This window comes from Klebsiella sp. Q11 (assembly GCF_964241505.1).
Taxonomy (GTDB): Bacteria; Pseudomonadota; Gammaproteobacteria; order Enterobacterales; family Enterobacteriaceae; genus Klebsiella; species Klebsiella michiganensis.
In genome coordinates this window covers 427992-450770 of record NZ_CAXSXW010000002.1, presented here as the reverse complement: position 1 = coordinate 450770, position 22779 = coordinate 427992, and the positions used below count along the sequence as shown (strand labels likewise).

Below are 22779 nucleotides of genomic sequence, written 5' to 3'. Positions count from 1 at the left end.
GGCCTGTCCTTAGCGTTTTGCCTGCCAGATACGTTGCTGATAATCGCGAATCGAGCGGTCGGAGCTGAACATGCCGCAGCGCGCGGTGTTCAGGATCGCTGCGCGCGTCCAGGCCTCCTGGTCGCGATACAGCGCATCAACCTGCTTCTGCGCCGCCACGTAGGCTTCAAAATCAGCCAGCACCAGGTACGGATCGCCGCCTTTCAGCAGGCTATACAGCATCTGGTCAAAGGCATGCTTATCGCCATCGCTATATTTGCCGCTCTCCAGCTCTTTCAGCACCGCGTCCAGCAGCTTGTCTTTCTTACGCCATTTCAGCGGATCGTAGCCTTTGGCCTTCAGCGCTTTCACTTCTTCCACGGTATGACCGAAGATAAAGATGTTTTCGTCACCCACCTGCTCAGCGATTTCCACGTTCGCCCCGTCCAGGGTTCCCACGGTCAGCGCGCCGTTCAGCGCCAGCTTCATATTGCCAGTACCGGAGGCCTCTTTGCCCGCCGTAGAGATCTGCTCGGAGACATCCGCCGCCGGGATCAGCATTTCCGCCGCCGAGACGCAGTAGTCCGGCAGGAATACCACTTTCAGCTTATCGCCAACCAGCGGATCGTTATTGATCGCTGCGGCAACCTTGTTGATCGCCCAGATAATATTCTTCGCCAGGTAGTAGCCCGGCGCCGCTTTCGCACCGAACAGGAACACGCGCGGTACGCGGTCCGTCTGCGGGTTCTCGCGGATTTCTTTGTACTGCGCGAGGATGTTCAGCAGGTTGAGGTGCTGACGTTTGTACTCGTGCAGACGTTTAATCTGGATATCGAAAATCGCCTGCGGATTAATCTCGATACCGGTACGCCGCTTCACAAACTCCGCCAGACGAACCTTGTTGGCCAGCTTAATGTCGCGATACGTCTGACGGAACTTAGCGTCATCGGCATATTTTTCGAGGTTGATCAGCTGGTCGAGATCGTTGGCCCACTCTTTCTTCAGGGTTTTATCCAGCAGCGCGGCCAGAGCCGGGTTGCACTGTTTGATCCAGCGGCGCGGGGTAATACCGTTGGTGACGTTATGGAATTTATTCGGCCACAGCTGGTGATATTCCGGGAACAGATCTTTCACCACCAGGTCGGAGTGCAGCGCGGCAACGCCGTTAACCGCAAAGCCGCTCACCACGCACATGTTCGCCATGCGAACCTGTTTATCGTGCACCACCGCCAGTTTCGCCCATACCTGCTTATCGCCCGGCCAGGTTTTATCCACCAGCGTTTTAAAGCGGTCGTTAATCTGTTTGATGATCTGCATGTGGCGCGGCAGCAGCGCTTTCACCAGCTTCTCATCCCAGCACTCCAGCGCTTCCGGCATCAGGGTGTGGTTGGTATACGCGAAGGTTTTGCTGGTAATCGCCCAGGCGTCGTCCCAGCTCAGCTGATGCTCATCAATCAGCACGCGCAGCAGTTCCGGAATCGCAATCGTCGGGTGAGTATCGTTAAGCTGGATGACTTCATAATCCGCCAGCTCCGCCAGCTTGCGGCCCGCCAGATGATGGCGACGCAGAATATCGGCAACCGAGCAGGCGCACTGGAAGTACTGCTGCATCAGACGCAGTTTTTTACCCGCCTGATGGTTATCGTTCGGGTAGAGAACTTTCGTCAGTTTTTCGGCGTCAATGCCCTGCTGTTCGGCACGCAGGAAATCGCCGTCGTTGAATTTGGTCAGGTTAAACGGATGCGCGTGCTTAGCCTGCCACAGGCGCAGCGGCTGAGCCACGTTGTTGCGGTAGCCCAGCACCGGCAGATCCCAGGCTTCGCCGGTAATCACGAATGCCGGTATCCACTCACCGCTTTTGGTCACTTTACCGCCGAGGCCAACCTGCACGTCCAGCGCTTCGTTGTGGCGGAACCACGGGTAGCTATTACGCCCCCAGTCATCCGGCGCTTCCATCTGCTGGCCGTCAGCGAAAGACTGGCGGAACAGACCGTACTGGTAGTTCAGGCCGTAGCCGGTCGCCGACTGGCCAACGGTAGCCATTGAATCAAGGAAACAAGCCGCCAGACGGCCAAGACCGCCGTTGCCCAGACCCGGGTCGATTTCCTCTTCCAGCAGGTCGGTCAAATTAATGTCGTGGGCCTGAAGCTCATCGCTGACCTGCTGATACCAGCCAAGGTTAAGCAGGTTGTTGCCGGTCAGGCGACCGATCAAAAACTCCATGGAGATATAGTTTACGTGGCGCTGCCCTTCGGCCGCTTTTGCTACCGGCTGAGCCGACAACAGCTCGGACAGCGCACCGCTAACGGCGCGCCACCACTGACGCTGGGTCATCTCGGAAGCGGACTGTAAACCAAAATGCTGCCACTGACGCGTCAGTGCAGCCTGAAACTGAGCTTTGTTAAAAGAAGTCTGTGACATAAGTAATCCGGGTCCTTTACTAAAACGTTAGCGTTAGTGTGCCGACCTCCCGGAGTCGCGTCCTCATCCCGCCAGGGATTAGCCGGGGAGGAGTAGCAGGGATGAGCGAAAAGTGTGATCGTGGCCACTATTACGTTAGCCTACCGGCAAAAATTATGCTGCAAAATTCGCCATACCGAAACAACAAACCGGCCCGCCTGGCGCTCAAAATTTTGTTACAAGCCAGGACGATAAAAGCAAGCGAAATGCCGTTGTGTAAATATTGCCAAATAAAAGTAAATATCAGGGGAATAAACGTACTTTAATGTAGAAATAGCTCAAAAAGATGACTTATAAGATTTCGCTGATAATATTTTATTAAAAACAAACAGCTACTAATTTTGTAATAAAAGATTAGCTTATCGTGCCTGTAACCTGCGCAATCCCAACAACCGCGCACGCTGACGCGGATTTCTGTGAATTTATCTCTATGTCCAAATTTGTGACATAGAGCAAATTCAAGAGCATAAAACTCGGACATAACTTGCAATAAAATTCATTATGGCCGACCTTATTGGATATTAATTACGAAGCGCAAAAAAATTCGCAACTCCTCCCTTGCACAGCGAAATGAAGAACTATGTTGATTCCGTCTAAATTAAGTCGCCCGGTCCGCCTTGAACACACTGTGGTTCGTGAGCGATTGCTGGCGAAACTTTCCGGCGCGAACAATTATCGTCTCGCGTTGGTGACCAGCCCGGCTGGCTACGGTAAGACCACGCTCGTGTCTCAATGGGCGGCGGGGAAAAACGATCTCGGCTGGTTCTCCCTGGATGAAGGCGATAACCAACAGGAGCGTTTTGCCAGCTATCTTATCGCCGCCGTTCAACAGGCAACCGGCGGCCACTGCGCGGCCAGCGAAGCGATGGTGCAAAAGCGCCAGTACGCCAGCCTGCCTTCCCTCTTCGCACAACTATTTATTGAGCTGGCCGACTGGCAGCGCCCGCTGTTCCTGGTGATTGATGATTACCATCTGATCAGCAATCCGGTGATTCATGACGCAATGCGTTTCTTCCTCCGCCATCAGCCAGAAAATATGACGCTGGTGGTGCTGTCGCGTAATCTGCCGCAGCTGGGTATCGCCAACCTGCGCGTGCGCGATCAGCTGCTGGAAATCGGCAGCCAGCAGCTGGCTTTTACCCATCAGGAAGCCAAGCAGTTTTTCGACTGTCGTCTCAGTTCGCCCATTGAGGCCGACGACAGCAAAAGGCTGTGCGACGATGTTGCCGGCTGGGCCACCGCGCTACAGCTGATTGCCCTCTCGGCGCGCCAGAACAATACTTCCGCCCACCACTCCGCCCGTCGTCTTGCCGGCATTAACGCCAGCCATCTTTCTGACTACCTGGTCGATGAGGTGCTGGATAACGTGGACCCGCGGACGCGTAATTTCCTGCTGAAAAGTTCGCTACTGCGTTCAATGAACGATGCGCTCATCGTCCGCGTTACCGGCGAAGAGAATGGCCAGATGCAGCTGGAAGAAATTGAACGTCAGGGCTTATTCCTGCAGCGGATGGACGATTCCGGCGAATGGTTCCGCTACCATCCGCTGTTCGGCAACTTCCTGCGCCAGCGCTGCCAGTGGGAGCTGGCGGTTGAGCTGCCGGAAATTCACCGCGCGGCGGCAGAAAGCTGGATGGCGCAAGGCTTCCCGAGCGAAGCCATTCACCACGCCCTGGCCGCGGGTGACGCCAAAATGCTGCGCGATATTCTGCTCAACCACGCGTGGGGCATGTTTAACCACAGCGAACTGAGTTTGCTGGAGCAGTCCCTCGCCGCGCTGCCGTGGTCAAACCTGCTGGAAAACCCGCGTTTAATTCTTTTGCAGGCCTGGCTGATGCAGAGCCAGCACCGCTATAGCGAAGTGAATACCCTGCTGGCGCGCGCCGAGCAGGAGATGGATACGGAAATGGACACCGCCATGCACGGGGATTTCAACGCCCTGCGCGCCCAGGTGGCGATCAACGCGGGCGATCAGGACGAAGCCGAGCGCCTGGCGATGGTGGCCCTTGATGAACTGCCGCTGGCCAGCTACTACAGCCGTATCGTTGCCACATCCGTACACGGTGAAGTTCTGCACTGCAAAGGCCAGCTGAGCAAATCGCTGGCGGTCATGCAGCAGACGGAACAGATGGCCCGCCGTCATGACGTCTGGCACTACGCGTTATGGAGCATGATCCAGCAAAGCGAAATCCTCTTTGCGCAGGGTTTCCTGCAGGCCGCCTGGGAAATTCAGGAAAAAGCGTTCCAGCTGATTCGCGAACAGCACCTTGAGCAGCTGCCGATGCACGAGTTCCTGCTGCGGATTCGCTCCCAGCTGCTGTGGGCCTGGGCGCGGCTGGATGAAGCGGAGACCTCCGCGCGCAGCGGCATGAACGTGCTTTCCTCCTATCAGCCGCAGCAGCAGCTGCAGTGCCTGACGCTGATGGTACAGTGCTCGCTGGCACGGGGCGACCTGGATAACGCCCGCAGCCATTTGAATCGCCTGGAAAACCTGCTGGGCAACGGCCATTACCATAGCGACTGGGTATCCAATGCCGACAAAGTCCGGGTGATCTACTGGCAGATGATCGGCGATAAAGCCGCCGCGGCAAACTGGCTGCGCCAGACGCCAAAACCGGAATTCGCTAACAACCATTTCTTGCAGAGCCAGTGGCGCAATATCGCCCGCGCGCAGATCCTGCTCGGCGATTTTGATTCCGCCGAAATGGTGCTGGAAGAGCTAAACGATAACGCCCGCTCGCTGCGTTTGATGAGCGACCTGAACCGCAACCTGCTGCTGCTCAACCAGCTCTACTGGCAGGCCGGGCGTAAGAGCGAAGCGCAAAAAGCGCTGCTGGAAGCGCTCACCCTCGCTAACCGCACCGGGTTTATTAATCATTTTGTCATTGAAGGCGAAGCGATGGCGCAGCAGCTGCGCCAGCTGATTCAGCTCAATACGCTGCCGGAGCTGGAGCAGCACCGCGCCCAGCGTATTCTGCGCGATATCAACCAGCATCATCGGCATAAGTTCGCCCACTTTGACGAGAGCTTCGTCGAACGGCTGCTGAACCACCCGGAAGTGCCGGAGCTTATCCGCACCAGCCCGCTGACCCAGCGCGAATGGCAGGTCCTGGGACTTATCTATTCCGGCTACAGCAACGAGCAGATCGCCGGTGAGCTGGACGTGGCCGCCACTACGATTAAAACGCATATCCGTAACTTGTATCAGAAGCTGGGCGTGGCGCACCGCCAGGATGCCGTTCAGCATGCCCAGCAGCTGTTGAAAATGATGGGATACGGGGTTTAAGCCGCTATCGGCTCGCTTCAGGCAACATAACCGTTACGTCATCGCCGGCGGCAGGTTTCCCTCCGCCTGGCGGCGGAGATAATCCCGTCACTCATCAACATCACGCCATCAATCGCGCGCGTCAGGCGGAGCAACGCTCTGGCATGACCCGGAAATGCTAAAGGTTCAGCACAGCTCCAGCTGAAGGTTGTTATCGGTAATCACCTTCAGTACGCCGGCGGGCGGCATCACATCGGTGTAGACCGCATCAACCATACTGATGCTGCCCATGTTGACCATCGCATTACGGCCAAATTTAGAATGGTCAACGACTAGCATCACGTGGCGGGAGTTTTCAATAATCGCCCGTTTGGTGCGCACTTCGTGGTAGTCGAACTCCAGCAGCGAGCCATCGCTGTCGATACCGCTGATGCCGAGAATGCCGAAATCAAGGCGAAACTGGGAGATAAAGTCCAGGGTGGCCTCACCGATAATACCGCCATCCCGGCTGCGCAGCTCGCCGCCGGCCAGGATAATACGGAAGTCCTCTTTCACCATCAGCGTATTGGCGACGTTGAGGTTATTGGTGACGATGCGCAGATCGTTATGGTTAAGCAGCGCGTGGGCCACCGCTTCCGGCGTGGTACCGATATCGATAAACAGCGTCGCGCCATCGGGGATTTCGCTCGCCACCTTGCGGGCGATGCGCTCTTTTTCATGGGTCTGGGTCGATTTTCTGTCGTGCCAGGACGTATTCACCGAGCTGGACGGCAGCGCAGCGCCGCCGTGATGACGCAGAATCATTTTCTGATCGGCTAAATCATTCAGATCGCGGCGAATGGTCTGCGGGCTGACGGCAAACTGCTCGACAAGCTCTTCGGTACTGACGTATCCCTGTTTTTTTACCAGCTCGATAATCGCGTCATGACGTTGTGTTTGTTTCATGAAATATCCCTGGGAATCTCTACGTTCGTTTTCGCACATTCTGCGTATCAACAAACGCCATCGCCAGCCCGGTCACCAGACCGGCCACGTGCGCACCGTTCGCAATCGACATGCCGAAAACATCAAACCATCCAGCAATTAACCATACTAAAGAGAAGAGTATCAAGCCGCGCTGTAAATAAACGCCGCTCTGCGGATCGCGCTCGCCTCGTAGCCAGACATAGCCCATTAGCGCATAGACTACGCCGGAGAGTCCGCCAAACCACGGGCCGCTGAACTGATGCTGCACAAAGCCGCTCAGCAAAGCGGCGATCACCGTAATCACCACCAGCTTGCCGCTGCCGATGCGCTTTTCTACCGCTCCGCCGAGGTACCACCACCATAGCAGGTTGAACAGAATATGCATCAGCGAGAAGTGCATAAGCGCATGGCTAAAGTAGCGCCAGACTTCAAATTTCAGCGAAGGATCGTAGGGCCAGGCCAGCAGCAGCATGACCGGTTGATCGCCAATGACCGTTTGCAGAACAAAGACGGCGATGCAGGCGAAGAGCACGCCCCAGGTCACCGGCCCGGCGTTATGGCGAAGCGTCGCTAAAAAGGGAAAGCGCTGGTAGTGCAGCCCGCTATTGGTGTGCCCCGACTGCCAGCTGGCGGCGAGGTAACGCGGATCGGCGGGATTTTCCAGAAAGCGGGCCAGTTCGGCCTGTACGCGTCCGGCCTGGGACTCATCAGCCAGCCAGATATCGCTCTGCGTATGCTGCTGAATAGTCAGAATAATGCCCTGCGTCGCCATATAGTCGACAAACGCCTGGGCCACGCGCGGGTTGGCAAAAGAGGTAATCATTAACATGCAGCGGATCGCTTATTCCACACAAAGGGAGATATTATAGCCACAACCGGCGCTAACGCCTAAAGTGCGCCATGCGCGACTTCCGCCGGAAAATGCCGGTGCCAGGCATCAAACCCGCCGTCCACGCTGTAAACCTTGTCGTAACCCTGCTGCAGCAGATACTGCGCGGCGCCTTTGCTGCTATTGCCGTGATAGCACATCACCATGACCGCCGTATCAAAGTCGTTGTCGCGCATAAACGCGCCCAGCGTATCGTTGGTCAGATGAAACGCGCCCGGCGTGTGGCCCATCGCATAGCTTTGCGGGTCGCGAATATCGACCAGCACCGCCGTCTGCTGGTGCATTTTCTGGTGGGCTTCTTCTACGTTAATACATTCAAAGCGATCCATAAGCTCTCTTCTTTATATACGGATATACAGGCAGGCGGCGAAACGCCCTGGATTTTAGCGTCTAGTGTACAGCCTGGCGCTAAATAAACGCCAATATGTTACACGCATCACTCTGAAATGTTTTTTTGATGTTACCAATAGCGCGATTGTTTGCTATATTGAGCGATATCGAACATTTGTGAGCTTAAACGAAAGTGTAAGAGGTGGCGAGCGTGGAAACCAAAGATCTGATTGTGATAGGGGGAGGCATCAACGGTGCCGGTATCGCGGCAGACGCCGCAGGGCGTGGTTTATCCGTACTGATGCTGGAGGCAAGCGACCTTGCCTGCGCCACATCCAGCGCCAGCTCAAAGCTGATTCACGGCGGGCTGCGCTACCTTGAACACTATGAGTTCCGCCTGGTGAGCGAAGCGCTGGCCGAACGCGAAGTGTTGTTGAAAATGGCCCCGCATATCGCCTTCCCGATGCGCTTTCGTTTACCGCATCGCCCGCACCTGCGTCCGGCGTGGATGATCCGCATTGGCCTGTTTATGTACGATCATCTGGGCAAGCGCACCAGCTTACCCGGCTCAACCGGGTTGCGTTTTGGCACAGAATCGGTACTTAAACCTGAAATCGTGCGCGGTTTCGAATATTCCGACTGCTGGGTTGACGATGCGCGTCTGGTGCTGGCCAATGCCCAGATGGTTGTGCGTAAAGGCGGGGAAGTGCGCACGCGGACCCGCGCCATCTCGGCAAAACGTGAAAACGGTTTGTGGATTGTCGAAGCCGAAGATATTGATAGCGGCGAGAAGTTTACCTGGCAGGCGCGCGGTCTGGTTAACGCCACCGGCCCGTGGGTCAAACAGTTCTTCGACGAAGGGATGCATCTGCGCTCGCCGTACGGTATTCGCTTGATCAAGGGCAGCCATATCGTGGTGCCGCGCGTGCACACGCAGAAACAGGCCTACATCCTGCAAAATGAAGATAAACGCATTGTGTTTGTGATCCCGTGGATGGATGAATTTTCCATCATCGGCACCACCGACGTGGAGTATAAAGGCGATCCTAAAGCGGTAGCGATCGACGACAACGAAGTTAACTACCTGCTGAACGTCTATAACGCCCACTTTAAAAAGCCTCTCACGCGGGACGATATCGTCTGGACCTACTCCGGCGTGCGCCCGCTGTGCGACGATGAATCCGACTCGCCGCAGGCGATCACCCGCGATTACACTCTTGATATCCATGATGATAACGGGCAGGCGCCGCTGCTGTCGGTCTTTGGCGGCAAGCTGACCACCTATCGCAAGCTGGCCGAGCATGCGCTGGAGAAACTGACGCCTTACTACAAAGGCATCGGCCCGGCATGGACCAAAACCGCGGTGCTGCCCGGCGGCGATATCGGCAGCGACCGTGACGACTACGCGGCGAAACTGCGCCGCCGCTTTTCGTTTATCAGCGAATCGATGGCCCGCCATTACGCCCGCACCTACGGCAGCAACAGTGAGCTAATCCTTGATAAGGCGACCTCACTGGACGATCTGGGTGAGCATTTCGGCCATGAGTTTTTTGAAGCCGAACTGCGCTATCTGGTTGAGCACGAATGGGTTCGTTCGCTGGATGACGCGATCTGGCGTCGCACTAAACAAGGTATGTGGCTGAATGACGAGCAGCAGGCGCGCATCAGCGAGTGGCTGGCGCAGCACGCGGGAAAGTCTGAGCTGTCGCTGGCGTCGTAACACCGCAAACAGTAACGGGGCCTGTAGGCCCCGTTTTTTATGACTAATCCGTTACAACCTTACCGGATCGATATGCCAGATATGGTCGGCATACTCCTTAATCGTGCGGTCGGAAGAGAAGTAGCCCATATTGGCGATATTCAGCATCGCTTTATTGGCCCACTCCTCCGGATGACGGTACAGCTCATCCACCTTATCCTGACAATCCACGTAGCTACGGTAATCCGCCAGAACCTGATAGTGGTCGCCGAAGTTAATCAGCGAATCCAGCAGGTCACGGTAGCGTCCCGGCTCCGATGGGCTGAACAGGCCGGTGCCGATCTGCGTCAGCGCCTGGTGCAGCTCTTCATCCTGCTCATAGTAATCACGCGGTTTGTAGCCGTTAGCCCGCAGGGCTTCAACCTCTTCCGCCGTATTACCGAAGATAAAGAAATTATCCGCCCCGACGTGCTCCTGCATCTCAACGTTAGCCCCGTCCAGGGTACCGATGGTTAACGCGCCGTTAAGCGCGAACTTCATGTTGCTGGTACCGGACGCCTCCGTCCCCGCCAGCGAGATCTGCTCGGAGAGATCCGCCGCCGGAATGATCAGCTGCGCGAGGCTGACGCTGTAGTTAGGAATGAACACCACTTTCAGCTTATCGCCAACGTCCGGATCGTTATTCACCACCGCCGCGACGTCATTGATTAAATGAATAATATGCTTCGCCATGTAGTAAGCCGAAGCCGCCTTGCCGGCGAAGATATTCACGCGCGGTACCCACTCGGCGTCGGGATCGGCCTTAATGCGATTGTAGCGGGTGATCACATGCAGCACGTTCATTAGCTGACGTTTGTACTCGTGAATACGCTTGATCTGCACATCGAACAGGGCTTTCGGGTTGACCACCACGTTAAGCTGCTGGCCGATGTAGTTCGCCAGCCGCTGCTTGTTTTCCAGCTTGGCCTGGCGCACCGCCTGGTTAACCTTCGGATAGTCAATATGCTGCTCCAGCTCCTTCAGCTGGCTTAAATCCGTACGCCAGGTGTGGCCGATATTTTCATCCAGCACTTTCGACAGCGGCGGATTCGCCAGCGCCAGCCAGCGGCGCGGAGTGACGCCGTTCGTGACGTTGGTAAAGCGCATCGGGAAGATTTTGGCAAATTCGGCAAACAGCGACTCGACCATCAGCCGGGAGTGCAGCTCCGACACGCCGTTGACCTTGTGGCTTACCACCACCGCCAGCCACGCCATGCGTACGCGACGCCCGTTAGACTCGTCGATAATCGACGTACGGCCCAGCATCGCCGTATCGTTGGGATACTGCTCCTGCAGGGTCTTCAGGAAGTAGTCGTTAATCTCGAAAATAATCTGCAAATGACGCGGCAGGATTTTACCCAGCATATCGACGGGCCAGGTCTCCAGCGCTTCGCTCATCAGGGTATGGTTGGTATAGGAGAAGACCTGGCAGGTCACCTCGAACGCCTCATCCCAGCTAAACTTATGCTCGTCAATCAGCAGGCGCATCAGCTCCGGAATCGACAGCACCGGGTGCGTGTCGTTGAGGTGAATCGCGATTTTGTCCGCCAGATTGGCGTAGGTTTTATGCAGCTGGTAGTGACGGCTGAGGATATCCTGCACCGTCGCCGACACGAGGAAATACTCCTGGCGCAGGCGCAGCTCGCGCCCGGAATAGGTGGAGTCATCCGGATAGAGCACCCGCGACACGTTCTCGGAGTGGTTTTTATCTTCCACCGCCGCGAAGTAGTCGCCCTGGTTGAATTTACCGAGGTTGATCTCGCTGCTGGCCTGCGCGCTCCACAGACGCAGCGTGTTGGTAGCGTCGGTGTCGAAACCCGGGATGATCTGATCGTAGGCTTCGGCAATAATCTCTTCGGTCTCCACCCAGCGGGAATGTTTACCTTCCTGCTGAATGCGGCCGCCGAAGCGCACTTTGTAGCGCGTATTGTGGCGCTCGAACTCCCACGGGTTGCCGTACTCCAGCCAGTAGTCCGGGGACTCTTTCTGCCGCCCGTCGACGATATTCTGCTTAAACATCCCGTAGTCGTAGCGAATACCGTAGCCGCGGCCCGGCAAACCCAGCGCCGCCAGCGAGTCGAGGAAGCAGGCAGCCAGACGACCAAGACCGCCGTTGCCCAGGCCCGGGTCGTTCTCTTCGTCAATCAGCTCTTCAAGATTCAGCCCCATCTCTTCCAGCGCGCTGTTCACGTCCTCATAAATACCGAGCGATAGCAGCGCGTTGGACAAGGTACGGCCAATCAAAAACTCCATCGACAGATAGTAAACCTGGCGCACTTCCTGAGAGAGCTGCGCCCGGTTTGAACGCAGCCAGCGCTCGACCATGCGATCGCGAACGGCGAACAGCGTGGCGTTGAGCCATTCATGTTTGTTAGCGATAGCCGGATCTTTGCCGATGATAAACATCAGCTTATAAGCAATAGAGTGCTTTAACGCCTCAACGCTCAGGGTGGGTGATGAGTAGCTAAAAGGTACATTCATAGCTTTGGCTCCTGGTTACAGCAAGCGTTGATAAAGTTCGCGGTAAGAATTTGCGGCAACCTGCCAGCTAAAATCCATATTCATCGCCTGACGCTGGACGTAGCGCCAGAGCGACGGGCGCGACCACAGGACGAATGTGCGTCGAATAGCCCGCAGCAGCGACAAAGCGTTGCTATCTTCAAAAACAAAGCCGGTAGCCAGACCGTCGGCGAGATTCTCCAGCGAGCAATCGGACACGGTGTCCGCCAGTCCGCCGGTACGCCGCACCAGCGGTAGCGTGCCGTACTTCAGGCCGTACAGCTGGGTTAAGCCGCACGGTTCAAAACGGCTGGGCACCAGAATCACATCGGCGCCGCCCATAATGCGGTGCGAGAAGGCTTCATGGTAGCCAATCTGTACGCCGACCTTGCCCGGATGCTCGGCCGCGGCGGCCAGGAAGCCCTCCTGCAGCACCGGATCGCCCGCCCCCAGCAGCGCCAGCTGACCGCCCTGCTCCAGCAGGCCCGGCAGCGCCTCAAGCACCAGGTCCAGCCCCTTCTGGCTGGTCAAACGGCTGACAACGGCAAACAGCGGCGCTTTGTCATCCACCTTCAGCCCCATGGCGATTTGCAGCTGGCGTTTGTTTTCCGCTTTTTCTTCCAGCCGATCGCGATCGTAGCGCGCGGCCAGCAGCAGGTCGCTTTCCGGATTCCAGATATGGTCATCCACCCCGTTGAGGATCCCGGAGAGGCGGCCCTCATGCTGCCGCTGACGCAGCAGCCCTTCCATGCCGTAAGCGAACTGCGGCTCGGTGATTTCGCGCGCATAGGTCGGGCTGACCGCCGTAATATGGTCGGCGTAGTAGAGCCCCGCTTTCAGAAAGGAGATCTGGCCGTTAAATTCAAGGCCATGAACGTTATAGAACGACCACGGCAGCTCAATGTCGTTCATATGCCACGAGTAGAACATCCCCTGGTAGGCCAGGTTATGCACCGTAAAGACCGACTTAGCCGGGTGGCCGCGCGCCGCCAGGTAGGCCGGGGTCAGGCCCGCATGCCAGTCGTGGGCGTGAACAACGTCAGGGCGCCAGAAAGGATCCAGGCCGCAGGCCATCTCGCTACCGACCCATCCCAGCAGCGCAAAGCGCAGCACGTTGTCGGTATAGGCGTGCTGATTAGTATCGTGGTAAGGGCTCCCTGGGCGATCGTAGAGATGCGGGGCATCAATCAAATAGATGCCCACGCCGTTAAAGTGACCGAACAGCAGAGTGATGCGCCCGGCAAACGTCTCGCGGCGCGTCACCACCTGCGCATCCGTCACGCCGCGGCGGATATCAGGAAACGCGGGCAGCAGTACGCGCGTGTCGACGCCCCCGGCAATTTGCGCTGCAGGCAGCGCGCCGATCACATCCGCCAGTCCACCGGTTTTTAACAGCGGGAACATCTCTGAACATACATGTAATACCTGCATTAGCGCTCCTGTGGATACCCCAATTTCCGCAGCATGTCGCGGGTGACCAGCACGATACCTTCCTCCGAGCGGTAGAAACGGCGTGCATCCTCTTCCGCGTTCTCCCCAACAACCATACCTTCCGGGATCACGCAGGCGCGGTCAATAATGCAGCGACGCAGGCGGCACGAACGGCCAACCCAAACCTCTGGCAACAAGACTGCCGAATCAATATTACAGAATGAATTCACCCGCACGCGCGGGAACAGCACCGACTGCACAACCACCGAGCCGGAGATAATACAGCCGCCTGAAACCAGCGAGTTCAGGGTCATCCCGTGGCTGCCCGAGCGGTCCTGGACGAATTTTGCCGGAGGCAAAGGCTCCATATGGGTGCGAATCGGCCAGTTCTGATCGTACATGTCCAGTTCCGGGGTCACCGAAGCCAGATCGAGGTTGGCTTTCCAGTACGCTTCCAGGGTCCCCACATCGCGCCAGTAGGGCTCAGACTGCGGATCGGACTGCACGCAGGAGAGCGGGAAAGGATGTGCATAAGCCATGCCAGCTTTGGTGATTTTCGGAATGATGTCTTTACCAAAATCGTGGCTGGAGCTTTCATCGCTGTCGTCTTCTTCCAGAAGCTCATAAAGGTAATCCGCGTCAAAGACATAGATACCCATACTCGCCAGCGATTTGCTGGCATCGCCCGGCATCGCAGGCGGATTAGCCGGTTTTTCGACGAAATCGATAATCTTATCGCTCTCGTCCACCGCCATGACCCCGAACGCCCGTGCTTCTTCAATAGGCACTGGCATACAGGCCACGGTGCAACGCGCGCCTTTTTCGACGTGATCGATAAGCATGCGCGAGTAGTCTTGTTTGTAAATATGGTCGCCCGCGAGGATAACGACGTACTCCGCCTTGTAACGACGAATGATGTCGAGGTTCTGCGTCACCGCATCCGCCGTGCCGCGATACCAGTTTTCCCCCTGCATCCTTTGCTGGGCGGGCAGCAGGTCAACAAACTCGTTCATCTCTTCATTGAAGAACGACCAGCCGCGCTGGATATGCTGCACCAGCGTATGCGATTGATACTGGGTGATGACGCCGATGCGTCGAATGCCTGAGTTAATACAGTTAGATAACGCAAAATCGATAATGCGGAACTTGCCGCCGAAATGGACAGCAGGTTTCGCGCGTTTATTGGTCAGATCCTTCAGACGGGTACCACGTCCCCCGGCAAGGATCAGCGCAACGGATTTGATCGGCAACTGACGCGCCAGCATCAATGGATCGTTCTTTTCTACCCCAACCATAATTAACTCCTTTTTTACTCCCCAGCTTGCCTGCCCTTCTCGTCGCGCCGCCGCTTCGAGACCAACCGGAAGCCCCGAGGTTACGACCTTTGAAATACGCACACTCCGTGCGCGGGCCCATGCCAGACAGCTATAGTGACCGGATTATCCTCTCCGGCGAAAGGTGGAATGGCGCGCCATTCCCCCGCGGGTAAAACCATCTCTGCCACCTCGGCGGTAGCGTTGAGCGCCATCAGCCAGCGATCGGACAATATGATCTGCATACGCGGCGCACCGTGCTGCCATTCATCGGCGGACAGCGGCTGCGCATGTTGGTTTAACCAGCGAACGCTGCCGTCTCCCTCCTGCCACCAGCGATTCTCGGTTAAAGCCGGAACGCGCTGGCGCAGATGAATCAACGCGGCGGTGAACGCGGTCAGCCCGCGGTTAGTATGGTTCCAGTCCAGCCAGGTCAACGCATTGTCCTGACAGTAAGCATTGTTGTTGCCATGCTGGCTGTGACCGTGTTCGTCACCCGCCAGCAGCATCGGCGTTCCCTGCGCCAGCAGTAGCGTCGCCAGAAGAGCGTGCACGCTGGCACGGCGCCGTTCAATCACGGCAAGACTCCCTTCTAATCCTTCTATACCATGATTGTTGCTGTAGTTATTGTTAGTCCCATCGCGATTCTCCTCCCCGTTTGCCTCATTATGTTTCTGATTGAAACAAACGCAGTCGCGCAGGGTGAAACCATCGTGCGCGGTGACCAGGTTAACCGCCGCCGAAGGCGCTCTGCCGTTACGCTGAAAAACGTCGCTGGATGCGGCAAAACGCTGAGCGAAGTCGCCCAGCGAGACGTTCTGCTGCAGCCAGAATCGACGCGCGGTATCGCGGAAATGGTCGTTCCACTCGGCGAACAGCGGCGGAAAGTTACCCACCTGGTAGCCGCCCGGGCCGATATCCCAGGGTTCCGCGATCAGCTTGACCTCCGCCAGACGCGGGTCGTTACGGATGGCCTCAAACAGCGGCGCATCCTGACGAAACGCCGGCGTCCGCCCCATCACCGAGGCGAGGTCGAAACGAAAGCCGTCAACGTGGCACTCGTCAACCCAAAAACGCAGGCACTGGCGGGCATACTCCACCACGCCGGGGTGGCTGAGGTTGAGGGTGTTCCCGCAGCCGGTCCAGTTGTGGTAATCACCGTCTTCCCTGATCCAATAATAGCTACGGTTATCGATTCCGCGCAGGGAGAAGGTCGGCCCTTCCAGGTCTATCTCCGCGCTATGGTTCAGCACCACGTCAAGGATCACTTCGATGCCAGCCGCATGCAGCGCTTTTACCGCATCGCGAAACTCGTTTAACGCCTGCTCCGGCGCGCTGGCGTAGCGCGTGTCGAGGGCGAAAATCGCCAGCGGGTTGTAGCCCCAATAGTTGCTTAACCCCATCCGCTGAAGGCGCGGTTCGCTGGCGAACTGCGCCACCGGCATTAACTCTAGTGCAGTAATGCCCAGCATGCGGAAGTAATCGATCATCACCGGATGACCGAGCGCTTTATAGGTGCCGCGGATATTCTCCGGCAGATCGGGGTGCAGATACGTCAGCCCCTTGACGTGGGCTTCATAAATTACCGTCTGGCCCCACGGCGTGCGCGGCGGCTTATCGCCGCGCCAGTCGTAATGCAGGTCGATCACCCGCGACTTCGGCGCTATCGCCGCGCTGTCGCGACGATCGGGAACGCGATCGCCGCCGTGGAGACGTTCATCGTCAGGCAACCCGCCGTCTACCTGATGGCAGCAGGGGTCAAGCAGCAGCTTCGCCGGGTTGAAGCGGTGCCCTTGCGCTGGGTCCCAGGGCCCGTGGACGCGGTAGCCGTAGCGCAGGCCAGGCCCGACATCGGCGAGCCAGCCGTGCCAGATATCGCCGCTGCGCGCGGGCAGGTCGACGCGTCGCTCATTGCCCTGCTCGTCAAACACGCAGAGTTCCACCCGCTCCGCATGGGCGGAAAAGAGCGCGAAATTCACGCCCTTACCGTCGTAGCTGGCCCCTAAAGGCGCGGGCTTTCCTGCCGTGAGTGCGATCATTGCGCCTCCCGCACCAGCCACACCGTCGCCAGCGGCGGCAGCGTAATGGAGAGGGAGTGTTCACGACCGTGGCTGGCGATCGGGTCGCTCTCAACGACGCCGCCGTTGCCGGTGTTGCTGCCGTGGTAATGCATGGAGTCGGTGTTGAGCTCTTCACGCCAGCGGCCGGGCTGGTTGATGCCAAAACGGTACTCATGACGCGGGACCGGGGTGAAGTTGCTGGCGACGATAATTTCATTGCCCGCCCTGTCGCGACGAACAAAGATAAATACCGAACGCTCATGGTCGTCCACCACCAGCCATTCGAAGCCGTAGGGATCGAAATCCAGCTCGTGCAGCGCTTTATGGTGACGATAGGTATGGTTGAGGTCGCGCACCAGCCGCTGGACGCCGTGGTGCCAGTTATCGCCGCCTTCCAGCAGATGCCAGTCGAGGCTTGCGTCGTGGTTCCATTCGCGTCCCTGAGCAAACTCATTGCCCATAAACAGCAGCTTTTTACCCGGGAAGGCAAACAGCCAGCCGTAGTAGGCGCGCAGGTTAGCAAACTTCTGCCAGGCGTCGCCCGGCATGCGGTCGAGTATCGATTTTTTGCCGTGCACCACTTCATCATGAGAGAGCGGCAGGACAAAGTTTTCGGTGTAGTTGTAGAGCATACCGAAGGTCATCTTGTCGTGATGATGACGGCGATGCACCGGGTCCAGCTTCATGTAGTCGAGGGTGTCGTGCATCCAGCCGAGGTTCCACTTGAACCAGAAACCCAGCCCGCCGGTGGAGGAAGGACGAGAAACGCCGGGAAAATCGGTCGACTCTTCCGCCATGGTTACCGCGCCCGGCGTCTGTTCGCCCAGCACGCGGTTGGTATTGCGCAGAAACTCAATCGCTTCAAGGTTTTCCCGACCGCCGAATTCGTTCGGCACCCACTCGCCCTGCTTGCGGCTGTAGTCGCGATAAATCATCGACGCCACCGCATCAACCCGCAGCGCGTCAATGCCGAAGCGTTCGATCCAGTACAGCGCATTGCCGACCAGGTAATTGCTGACCTCGCGGCGGCCGTAGTTGTAAATCAGGGTGTTCCAGTCCTGGTGGTAGCCTTCGCGCGGGTCGCTGTGTTCATACAGCGAGGTGCCGTCAAACGAGGCGAGCGCAAAGTCATCCGCCGGAAAATGGCCAGGCACCCAGTCCAGAATAACGTTAAGCCCCGCGGCGTGCGCGGCGTTGATAAAGTAGCGGAAATCCTCCCGGGTACCGAAGCGACGGGTGGGCGCGTACAGCCCGGTCGGCTGGTAGCCCCAGCTGCCGTCAAACGGATGCTCGTTAACCGGCAGCAGTTCGAGGTGGGTAAAGCCCATCCATTTGGCATACGGGACCAGCTGGTCGGCAAGCTCGCGATAGCTCAGCCAGAAGTTATTATCGGTGTGGCGGCGCCAGGAGCCGAGGTGTACTTCATAAATCGAGATCGGCGCATCAAACTGGTTAGCCTGCTTGCGCTCCGGCGGCTGTGCGACCTTTTCCGGCAGCCCGCAGATGAGCGAGGCGCTCTCCGGGCGCATTTGCGCTTCAAAAGCGTAAGGATCGGACTTCACCCGCAGGTTGCCGTGGGCATCAATAAGCTCGAATTTATACAGCTGGCCGTTCAGCGCGCCGGGAACAAACAGCTCCCAGATGCCGGACTCTTTACGCAGGCGCATCGGGTGGCGGCGGCCGTCCCAGTAGTTAAACTGGCCGACGACCGATACCCGGCGGGCATTCGGCGCCCATACGGAGAAACGCGTACCGACCACGCCGTCCATGGTATCGGCATGCGCGCCCAGCGTTTCATAAGGACGCAGATGCGTGCCTTCCGACAGCAGCCAGACATCGAGATCCTGCAGCAGCGGACCAAAACGGTACGGGTCATCAATCAGGTTCTGCTGCCCGTGCCAGGTGACGGCCAGCTGATAGCGAAAAGGATTTTTACGACGCGGCAGAACGCCGCTGAAGAAACCGCGCGAGTCGAGGCATTCCAGCTTGCCGACTTTGCGTCCGGTTTTTGGTTCAATGACCCACACATCGGTGGCATCGGGTAATAATGCACGAACTTCCAGCCCGGCGTCGGTGTAATGCATGCCAAGCACGGAAAAAGGATCCGCAAAATGGCCGGCGATAAGCGCATTAATCACGTCCTTATCAATACGATTAGACATGGTTTCATCCTGTTGTAGGTGTCGCCCTTTCCTGTATCCGGCGACTTTTTTTTGACCTGAACGGCGCAGCACGTTATGCGTCCCCCTGCTCCGTCCCACCTTCAGGTAAGGAGACATCGTGACTCCTTACTTAAAGCATAGCCAAGGCTGAGTTACCTCCGTTGGGAAAAATCTAACATTCGCGTTTACTCCTTGTATTACGCAAAAAAAAGGGGTGTTTCAACACCCCTTTTCTCATCTTGTGACGACTACGCCAGCTGTCTTAGCATGCGGCGGAGCGGCTCGGCGGCCCCCCACAGCAGCTGGTCACCAACGGTGAAGGCCGACAGATACTCCGGCCCCATGTTCAGTTTACGCAGGCGACCCACCGGGGTGGTAAGGGTGCCGGTAACGGCAGCCGGAGTCAGCTCACGCATGGTGATATCACGATCGTTCGGTACCACTTTGGCCCACGGGTTATGCGCGGCCAGCAGTTCCTCAACGGTCGGAATAGAAACATCTTTTTTCAGCTTGATGGTGAACGCCTGGCTATGGCAGCGCAGCGCGCCAACGCGAACGCACAGGCCGTCTACCGGAATCGGTGAGGCGGTCGCGAGAATTTTGTTGGTCTCCGCCTGGCCTTTCCACTCTTCACGGCTCTGGCCGTTATCCAGCTGTTTGTCGATCCATGGGATCAGGCTGCCCGCCAGAGGAACGCCAAAGTTGTCTACCGCCAGCTCGCCGCTGCGGGTCAACGAGGTGACCTTGCGTTCAATATCCAGGATCGCGGAAGCCGGATCCGCCAGCTCAGCCGCAACATGGCTGTGCAGCTGGCCCATCTGGGTCAGCAGCTCGCGCATATGCCGCGCACCGCCGCCGGAAGCCGCCTGATAAGTCGCCACGCTAACCCACTCAACCAGATCCTGAGCAAACAGGCCGCCGAGAGACATCAGCATCAGGCTGACGGTACAGTTGCCGCCGACAAAGGTTTTAACGCCGTTGTTCAGACCGGCGGTGATAACGTCCTGGTTCACCGGGTCGAGAATGATGATGGCGTCGTCTTTCATGCGCAGCGAAGAGGCGGCGTCAATCCAGTAGCCCTGCCAGCCGCTTTCACGCAGCTTCGGGTAAATATCGTTGGTGTAATCGCCGCCCTGACACGTGACAATAATGTCCAGCGCCTTCAGTGCTTCCAGATCGAATGCATCCTGAAGCGTGCCACCGGTACTGCCACCAAAAGATGGAGCAGGCTGCCCCAGCTGGGAGGTGGAGAAAAAAACAGGGCGAATGGCATCAAAATCGCGCTCTTCAACCATGCGTTGCATGAGGACAGAGCCGACCATTCCGCGCCAGCCGATAAAACCAACATTTTTCATAACGTATTCCTGCGAGGTGTGTGCTGTTTGTTCCAGGCCAGTTTCCTACTGGTTAGTCCTTCACATTACAAAATGCAGCTAAAGTCGCAAGTGAAATTAATCAATGATTGCCAGGCAATCAGTAACGTAACTAATTTTGCATAGCGGCAGCCGTCGCTGGCCCCCCGGAATACCCTAATAATTATCAGGGAATTTATATCGCGAAGGAAATATTTTCCGCCGCTATTTTATTGATCAGGATTATGGATTACGGCAGAAATTCGGTTGTTTTACTCTTGCTAACCAAACCGGTTAAAGCCAGGCGTGGCGCGGGTTTGTGAGCCGTATGACGTTTATCGTATTTCTGATAGTGGCAGATCGGGAGAGGGGTAAAGCTAAGGGTTTTCGATATAAGTAGAGCGGAAAAATTAACCCGGCATCGCCTCGCTCCGCCGGGTGTTTCACTTTGTCGTTTAGCTCAATAGCGTAAACGCAATCATGCCGACAATCGCCCCGACGGTGCCGAGGATGGTTTCCATCATCGTCCAGGTCTTCAGCGTTTGCGCTTCGGTCGCGCCGGTAAACTTACCGAACAGCCAGAAGCCCGCGTCGTTAACGTGGCTGACGACAATAGAGCCGCCGGCGATGCAGATAGAGAGCGCCGCCATCTGCGCGCCGCTGTAGTGCAGCTGTTCGATAACCGGCATCACCAGCCCAACGGCCGTCAGGCAGGCAACGGTCGCGGAGCCCTGAATAATACGCACCGCCGCCGCCAGCACGAAGCAGGTGATGGCAATCGGCAGGCCCATACCGGTCAACGCTTCGCCGAGGGCAGGACCGACGCCAGAGTCGACCAGCACCTGTTTGAACACGCCGCCCGCACCGATGACCAGCAGGATAATGCCCGCAGGCTGGAGCGCATGACCGCAAATCTCCATCACCCGATCTTTGGCCATCCCCTGACGTACCGCCAGGCCATAGATAGCCACCAGGCACGCCACCAGAATCGCGGTAAACGGATGGCCAATAAACTCAAACCATTCGTAGGCGGTAGAGCCTTCCGGCACAAAGCGCGCGGCGATAGTTTTCAGGCCAACCAGCACCAGCGGCAGCAGAATCAGCGACAGGCTGAAGCCGAATGACGGCATTTTGCCTTCGCCGAGGTGCGGCTCGCTAATATCGTCCGGAATATGCAGCTCAACGTAACGGCTGATAAAGTTACCCCACAGCGGTCCGGCGATAATCATCCCCGGGATCGCGGCGCACAGGCCAATCAGGATCATCCAGCCAAAGTCGGCGTGCATCTGCGAGGCCAGCAGCATCGGCGCGGGCCCCGGCAGCAGGAACGCGGCCGCAGCGGCTACGCCAGCAAACAGCGGGATCACCAGCTTCACCAGGTTGGTGCCGGTGTGGCGCGCCATTGAGAAAGCCACGCTGATCAGCAGCACGATCGCCACTTCGAAAAACAGCGGCAGCGCGCAGATAAGTCCGGCCAGGCCTATCGCATAGTGGGCGCGATTGTGGCCGAAAGATTTCAGCATCTTAACGGCAATCTGGTCGACCGCGCCGGTTTCATGCAGGATCTTACCGAACATAGCCCCCAGCGCGACGACGATAGCCAGAAAGCCCAGCGTGCCGCCCATGCCTTTTTCCATCGTCGCCGCGATCTTGTCCAACGGCATTCCGGAAAAAAGCCCTGCTCCAATAGAAACCACCATCAAAGCCACGAAGGCATGCATACGCGCCTTCATCACTAAAAACAGCAGCAGCAAAACGGAGCCGACTGCTGTTAAAACAAGCGTTAATGTACTCACTATTTACTGCCTTTGTTGATCACCTCAATGGTGCTGGCGACCACGCCTTCCAATGACTGGTCGATATCGACGATTAAAACATCGTTTTCATCCGCGCCCGGTTCCTGCAGCGTTTCAAACTGCGTGACCAGCATCTGAGTTTTAAAGAAGTGGCCTTTACGCGCCTTCAGACGTTGTTCGATAACCGCGAAGTCGCCTTTCAGGTAGATAAATGAGAGGTTCGGGTTACCTTTACGCAGGATGTCGCGGTAGCTCTTTTTCAGCGCGGAGCAGACAATCAGCGACACTTTATTGGTACGCTGCATGGCAAACGCGGCATCGTTCAGCGCCTGCAGCCACGGGGTGCGGTCATCGTCATTTAACGGTTCGCCGGAAGCCATCTTGTTGATGTTGCTGCGCGGATGCAGAAAGTCGCCGTCGAGAAACGCGGCGTGCAGTTGATGCGCCACTTCGCTGGCGACAGCGGATTTGCCGCTGCCGGAAACGCCCATCAGGACATAGATGTGGTGATCATGGTTAGTCGTGCTCAAAGCTTCCTC

General features: G+C 57.2%; 14 protein-coding genes. 2 read left to right on the top strand and 12 right to left on the bottom strand.

From position 1 onward, the window contains the following. Positions 1 to 9 precede the first annotated feature (9 nt). Complete coding sequence (gene malP, locus ACESQ2_RS04440; protein WP_224259860.1) at positions 10 to 2400, bottom strand: maltodextrin phosphorylase; 2391 nt, start codon at positions 2398 to 2400, stop codon at positions 10 to 12. Between the two features lie 619 nt (positions 2401 to 3019). Between malP and malT the strand changes: the two genes are divergently transcribed. Beyond that, positions 3020 to 5725: an HTH-type transcriptional regulator MalT gene (gene malT, locus ACESQ2_RS04435; RefSeq protein WP_014227069.1), complete on the top strand. Its 2706-nt coding sequence runs from the start codon at positions 3020 to 3022 to the stop codon at positions 5723 to 5725. Between the two features lie 165 nt (positions 5726 to 5890). Here the strand turns inward: malT and ACESQ2_RS04430 are convergent, their stop codons facing one another. From ACESQ2_RS04430 to glpE, 3 genes are read right to left on the bottom strand one after another with little or no spacing between them, the layout of a single operon-like run. Continuing rightward, positions 5891 to 6649: a DeoR/GlpR family transcriptional regulator gene (locus tag ACESQ2_RS04430; protein ID WP_025107850.1), complete on the bottom strand. Its 759-nt coding sequence runs from the start codon at positions 6647 to 6649 to the stop codon at positions 5891 to 5893. Positions 6650 to 6668: 19 nt separating this feature from the next. After that, positions 6669 to 7499, bottom strand: coding sequence for a rhomboid family intramembrane serine protease GlpG (glpG, locus tag ACESQ2_RS04425; protein ID WP_014227070.1), 831 nt, complete (start codon positions 7497 to 7499; stop codon positions 6669 to 6671). A 59-nt stretch (positions 7500 to 7558) separates the two neighbouring features. Next, entirely contained in the window at positions 7559 to 7888 is a 330-nt protein-coding gene (glpE, locus tag ACESQ2_RS04420) for a thiosulfate sulfurtransferase GlpE (protein ID WP_004126086.1), read from the bottom strand. 212 nt (positions 7889 to 8100) lie between these two features. Between glpE and glpD the strand changes: the two genes are divergently transcribed. Then, on the top strand, positions 8101 to 9609 hold the full coding sequence (gene glpD / locus ACESQ2_RS04415) for a glycerol-3-phosphate dehydrogenase (protein WP_004854978.1): 1509 nt from the start codon (positions 8101 to 8103) through the stop codon (positions 9607 to 9609). A gap of 51 nt (positions 9610 to 9660) precedes the next feature. Here glpD and glgP read toward each other — a convergent pair whose 3' ends face one another. From glgP to gntK, 8 genes are all read right to left on the bottom strand, one after another. Beyond that, positions 9661 to 12108: a glycogen phosphorylase gene (gene glgP, locus ACESQ2_RS04410; protein WP_014227071.1), complete on the bottom strand. Its 2448-nt coding sequence runs from the start codon at positions 12106 to 12108 to the stop codon at positions 9661 to 9663. Between the two features lie 15 nt (positions 12109 to 12123). After that, entirely contained in the window at positions 12124 to 13557 is a 1434-nt protein-coding gene (gene glgA / locus ACESQ2_RS04405) for a glycogen synthase GlgA (protein ID WP_004854984.1), read from the bottom strand. Beyond that, positions 13557 to 14852 carry a glucose-1-phosphate adenylyltransferase gene (glgC, locus tag ACESQ2_RS04400; RefSeq protein ID WP_004106488.1) on the bottom strand — a complete coding sequence of 432 codons (1296 nt, stop codon included), beginning with the start codon at positions 14850 to 14852 and terminating at the stop codon, positions 13557 to 13559. The genes glgA and glgC overlap by 1 nt, the downstream gene beginning before the upstream one ends. 80 nt (positions 14853 to 14932) lie before the next feature. Further along, a complete protein-coding gene (glgX, locus tag ACESQ2_RS04395) occupies positions 14933 to 16909 on the bottom strand; it encodes a glycogen debranching protein GlgX (protein WP_038422958.1) in 1977 nt (658 codons plus the stop codon). After that, on the bottom strand, positions 16906 to 19092 hold the full coding sequence (gene glgB, locus ACESQ2_RS04390) for a 1,4-alpha-glucan branching enzyme (RefSeq protein ID WP_014227074.1): 2187 nt from the start codon (positions 19090 to 19092) through the stop codon (positions 16906 to 16908). The genes glgX and glgB overlap by 4 nt, the downstream gene beginning before the upstream one ends. A 248-nt stretch (positions 19093 to 19340) precedes the next feature. Further along, entirely contained in the window at positions 19341 to 20447 is a 1107-nt protein-coding gene (asd, locus tag ACESQ2_RS04385) for an aspartate-semialdehyde dehydrogenase (RefSeq protein WP_004854992.1), read from the bottom strand. Positions 20448 to 20899: 452 nt separating this feature from the next. Then, positions 20900 to 22240, bottom strand: coding sequence for a gluconate transporter (gntU, locus tag ACESQ2_RS04380; RefSeq protein WP_014227075.1), 1341 nt, complete (start codon positions 22238 to 22240; stop codon positions 20900 to 20902). Then, entirely contained in the window at positions 22240 to 22770 is a 531-nt protein-coding gene (gene gntK / locus ACESQ2_RS04375) for a gluconokinase (RefSeq protein WP_032694236.1), read from the bottom strand. Before gntK ends, gntU begins: the two co-directional genes overlap by 1 nt. Positions 22771 to 22779: the final 9 nt, after the last annotated feature.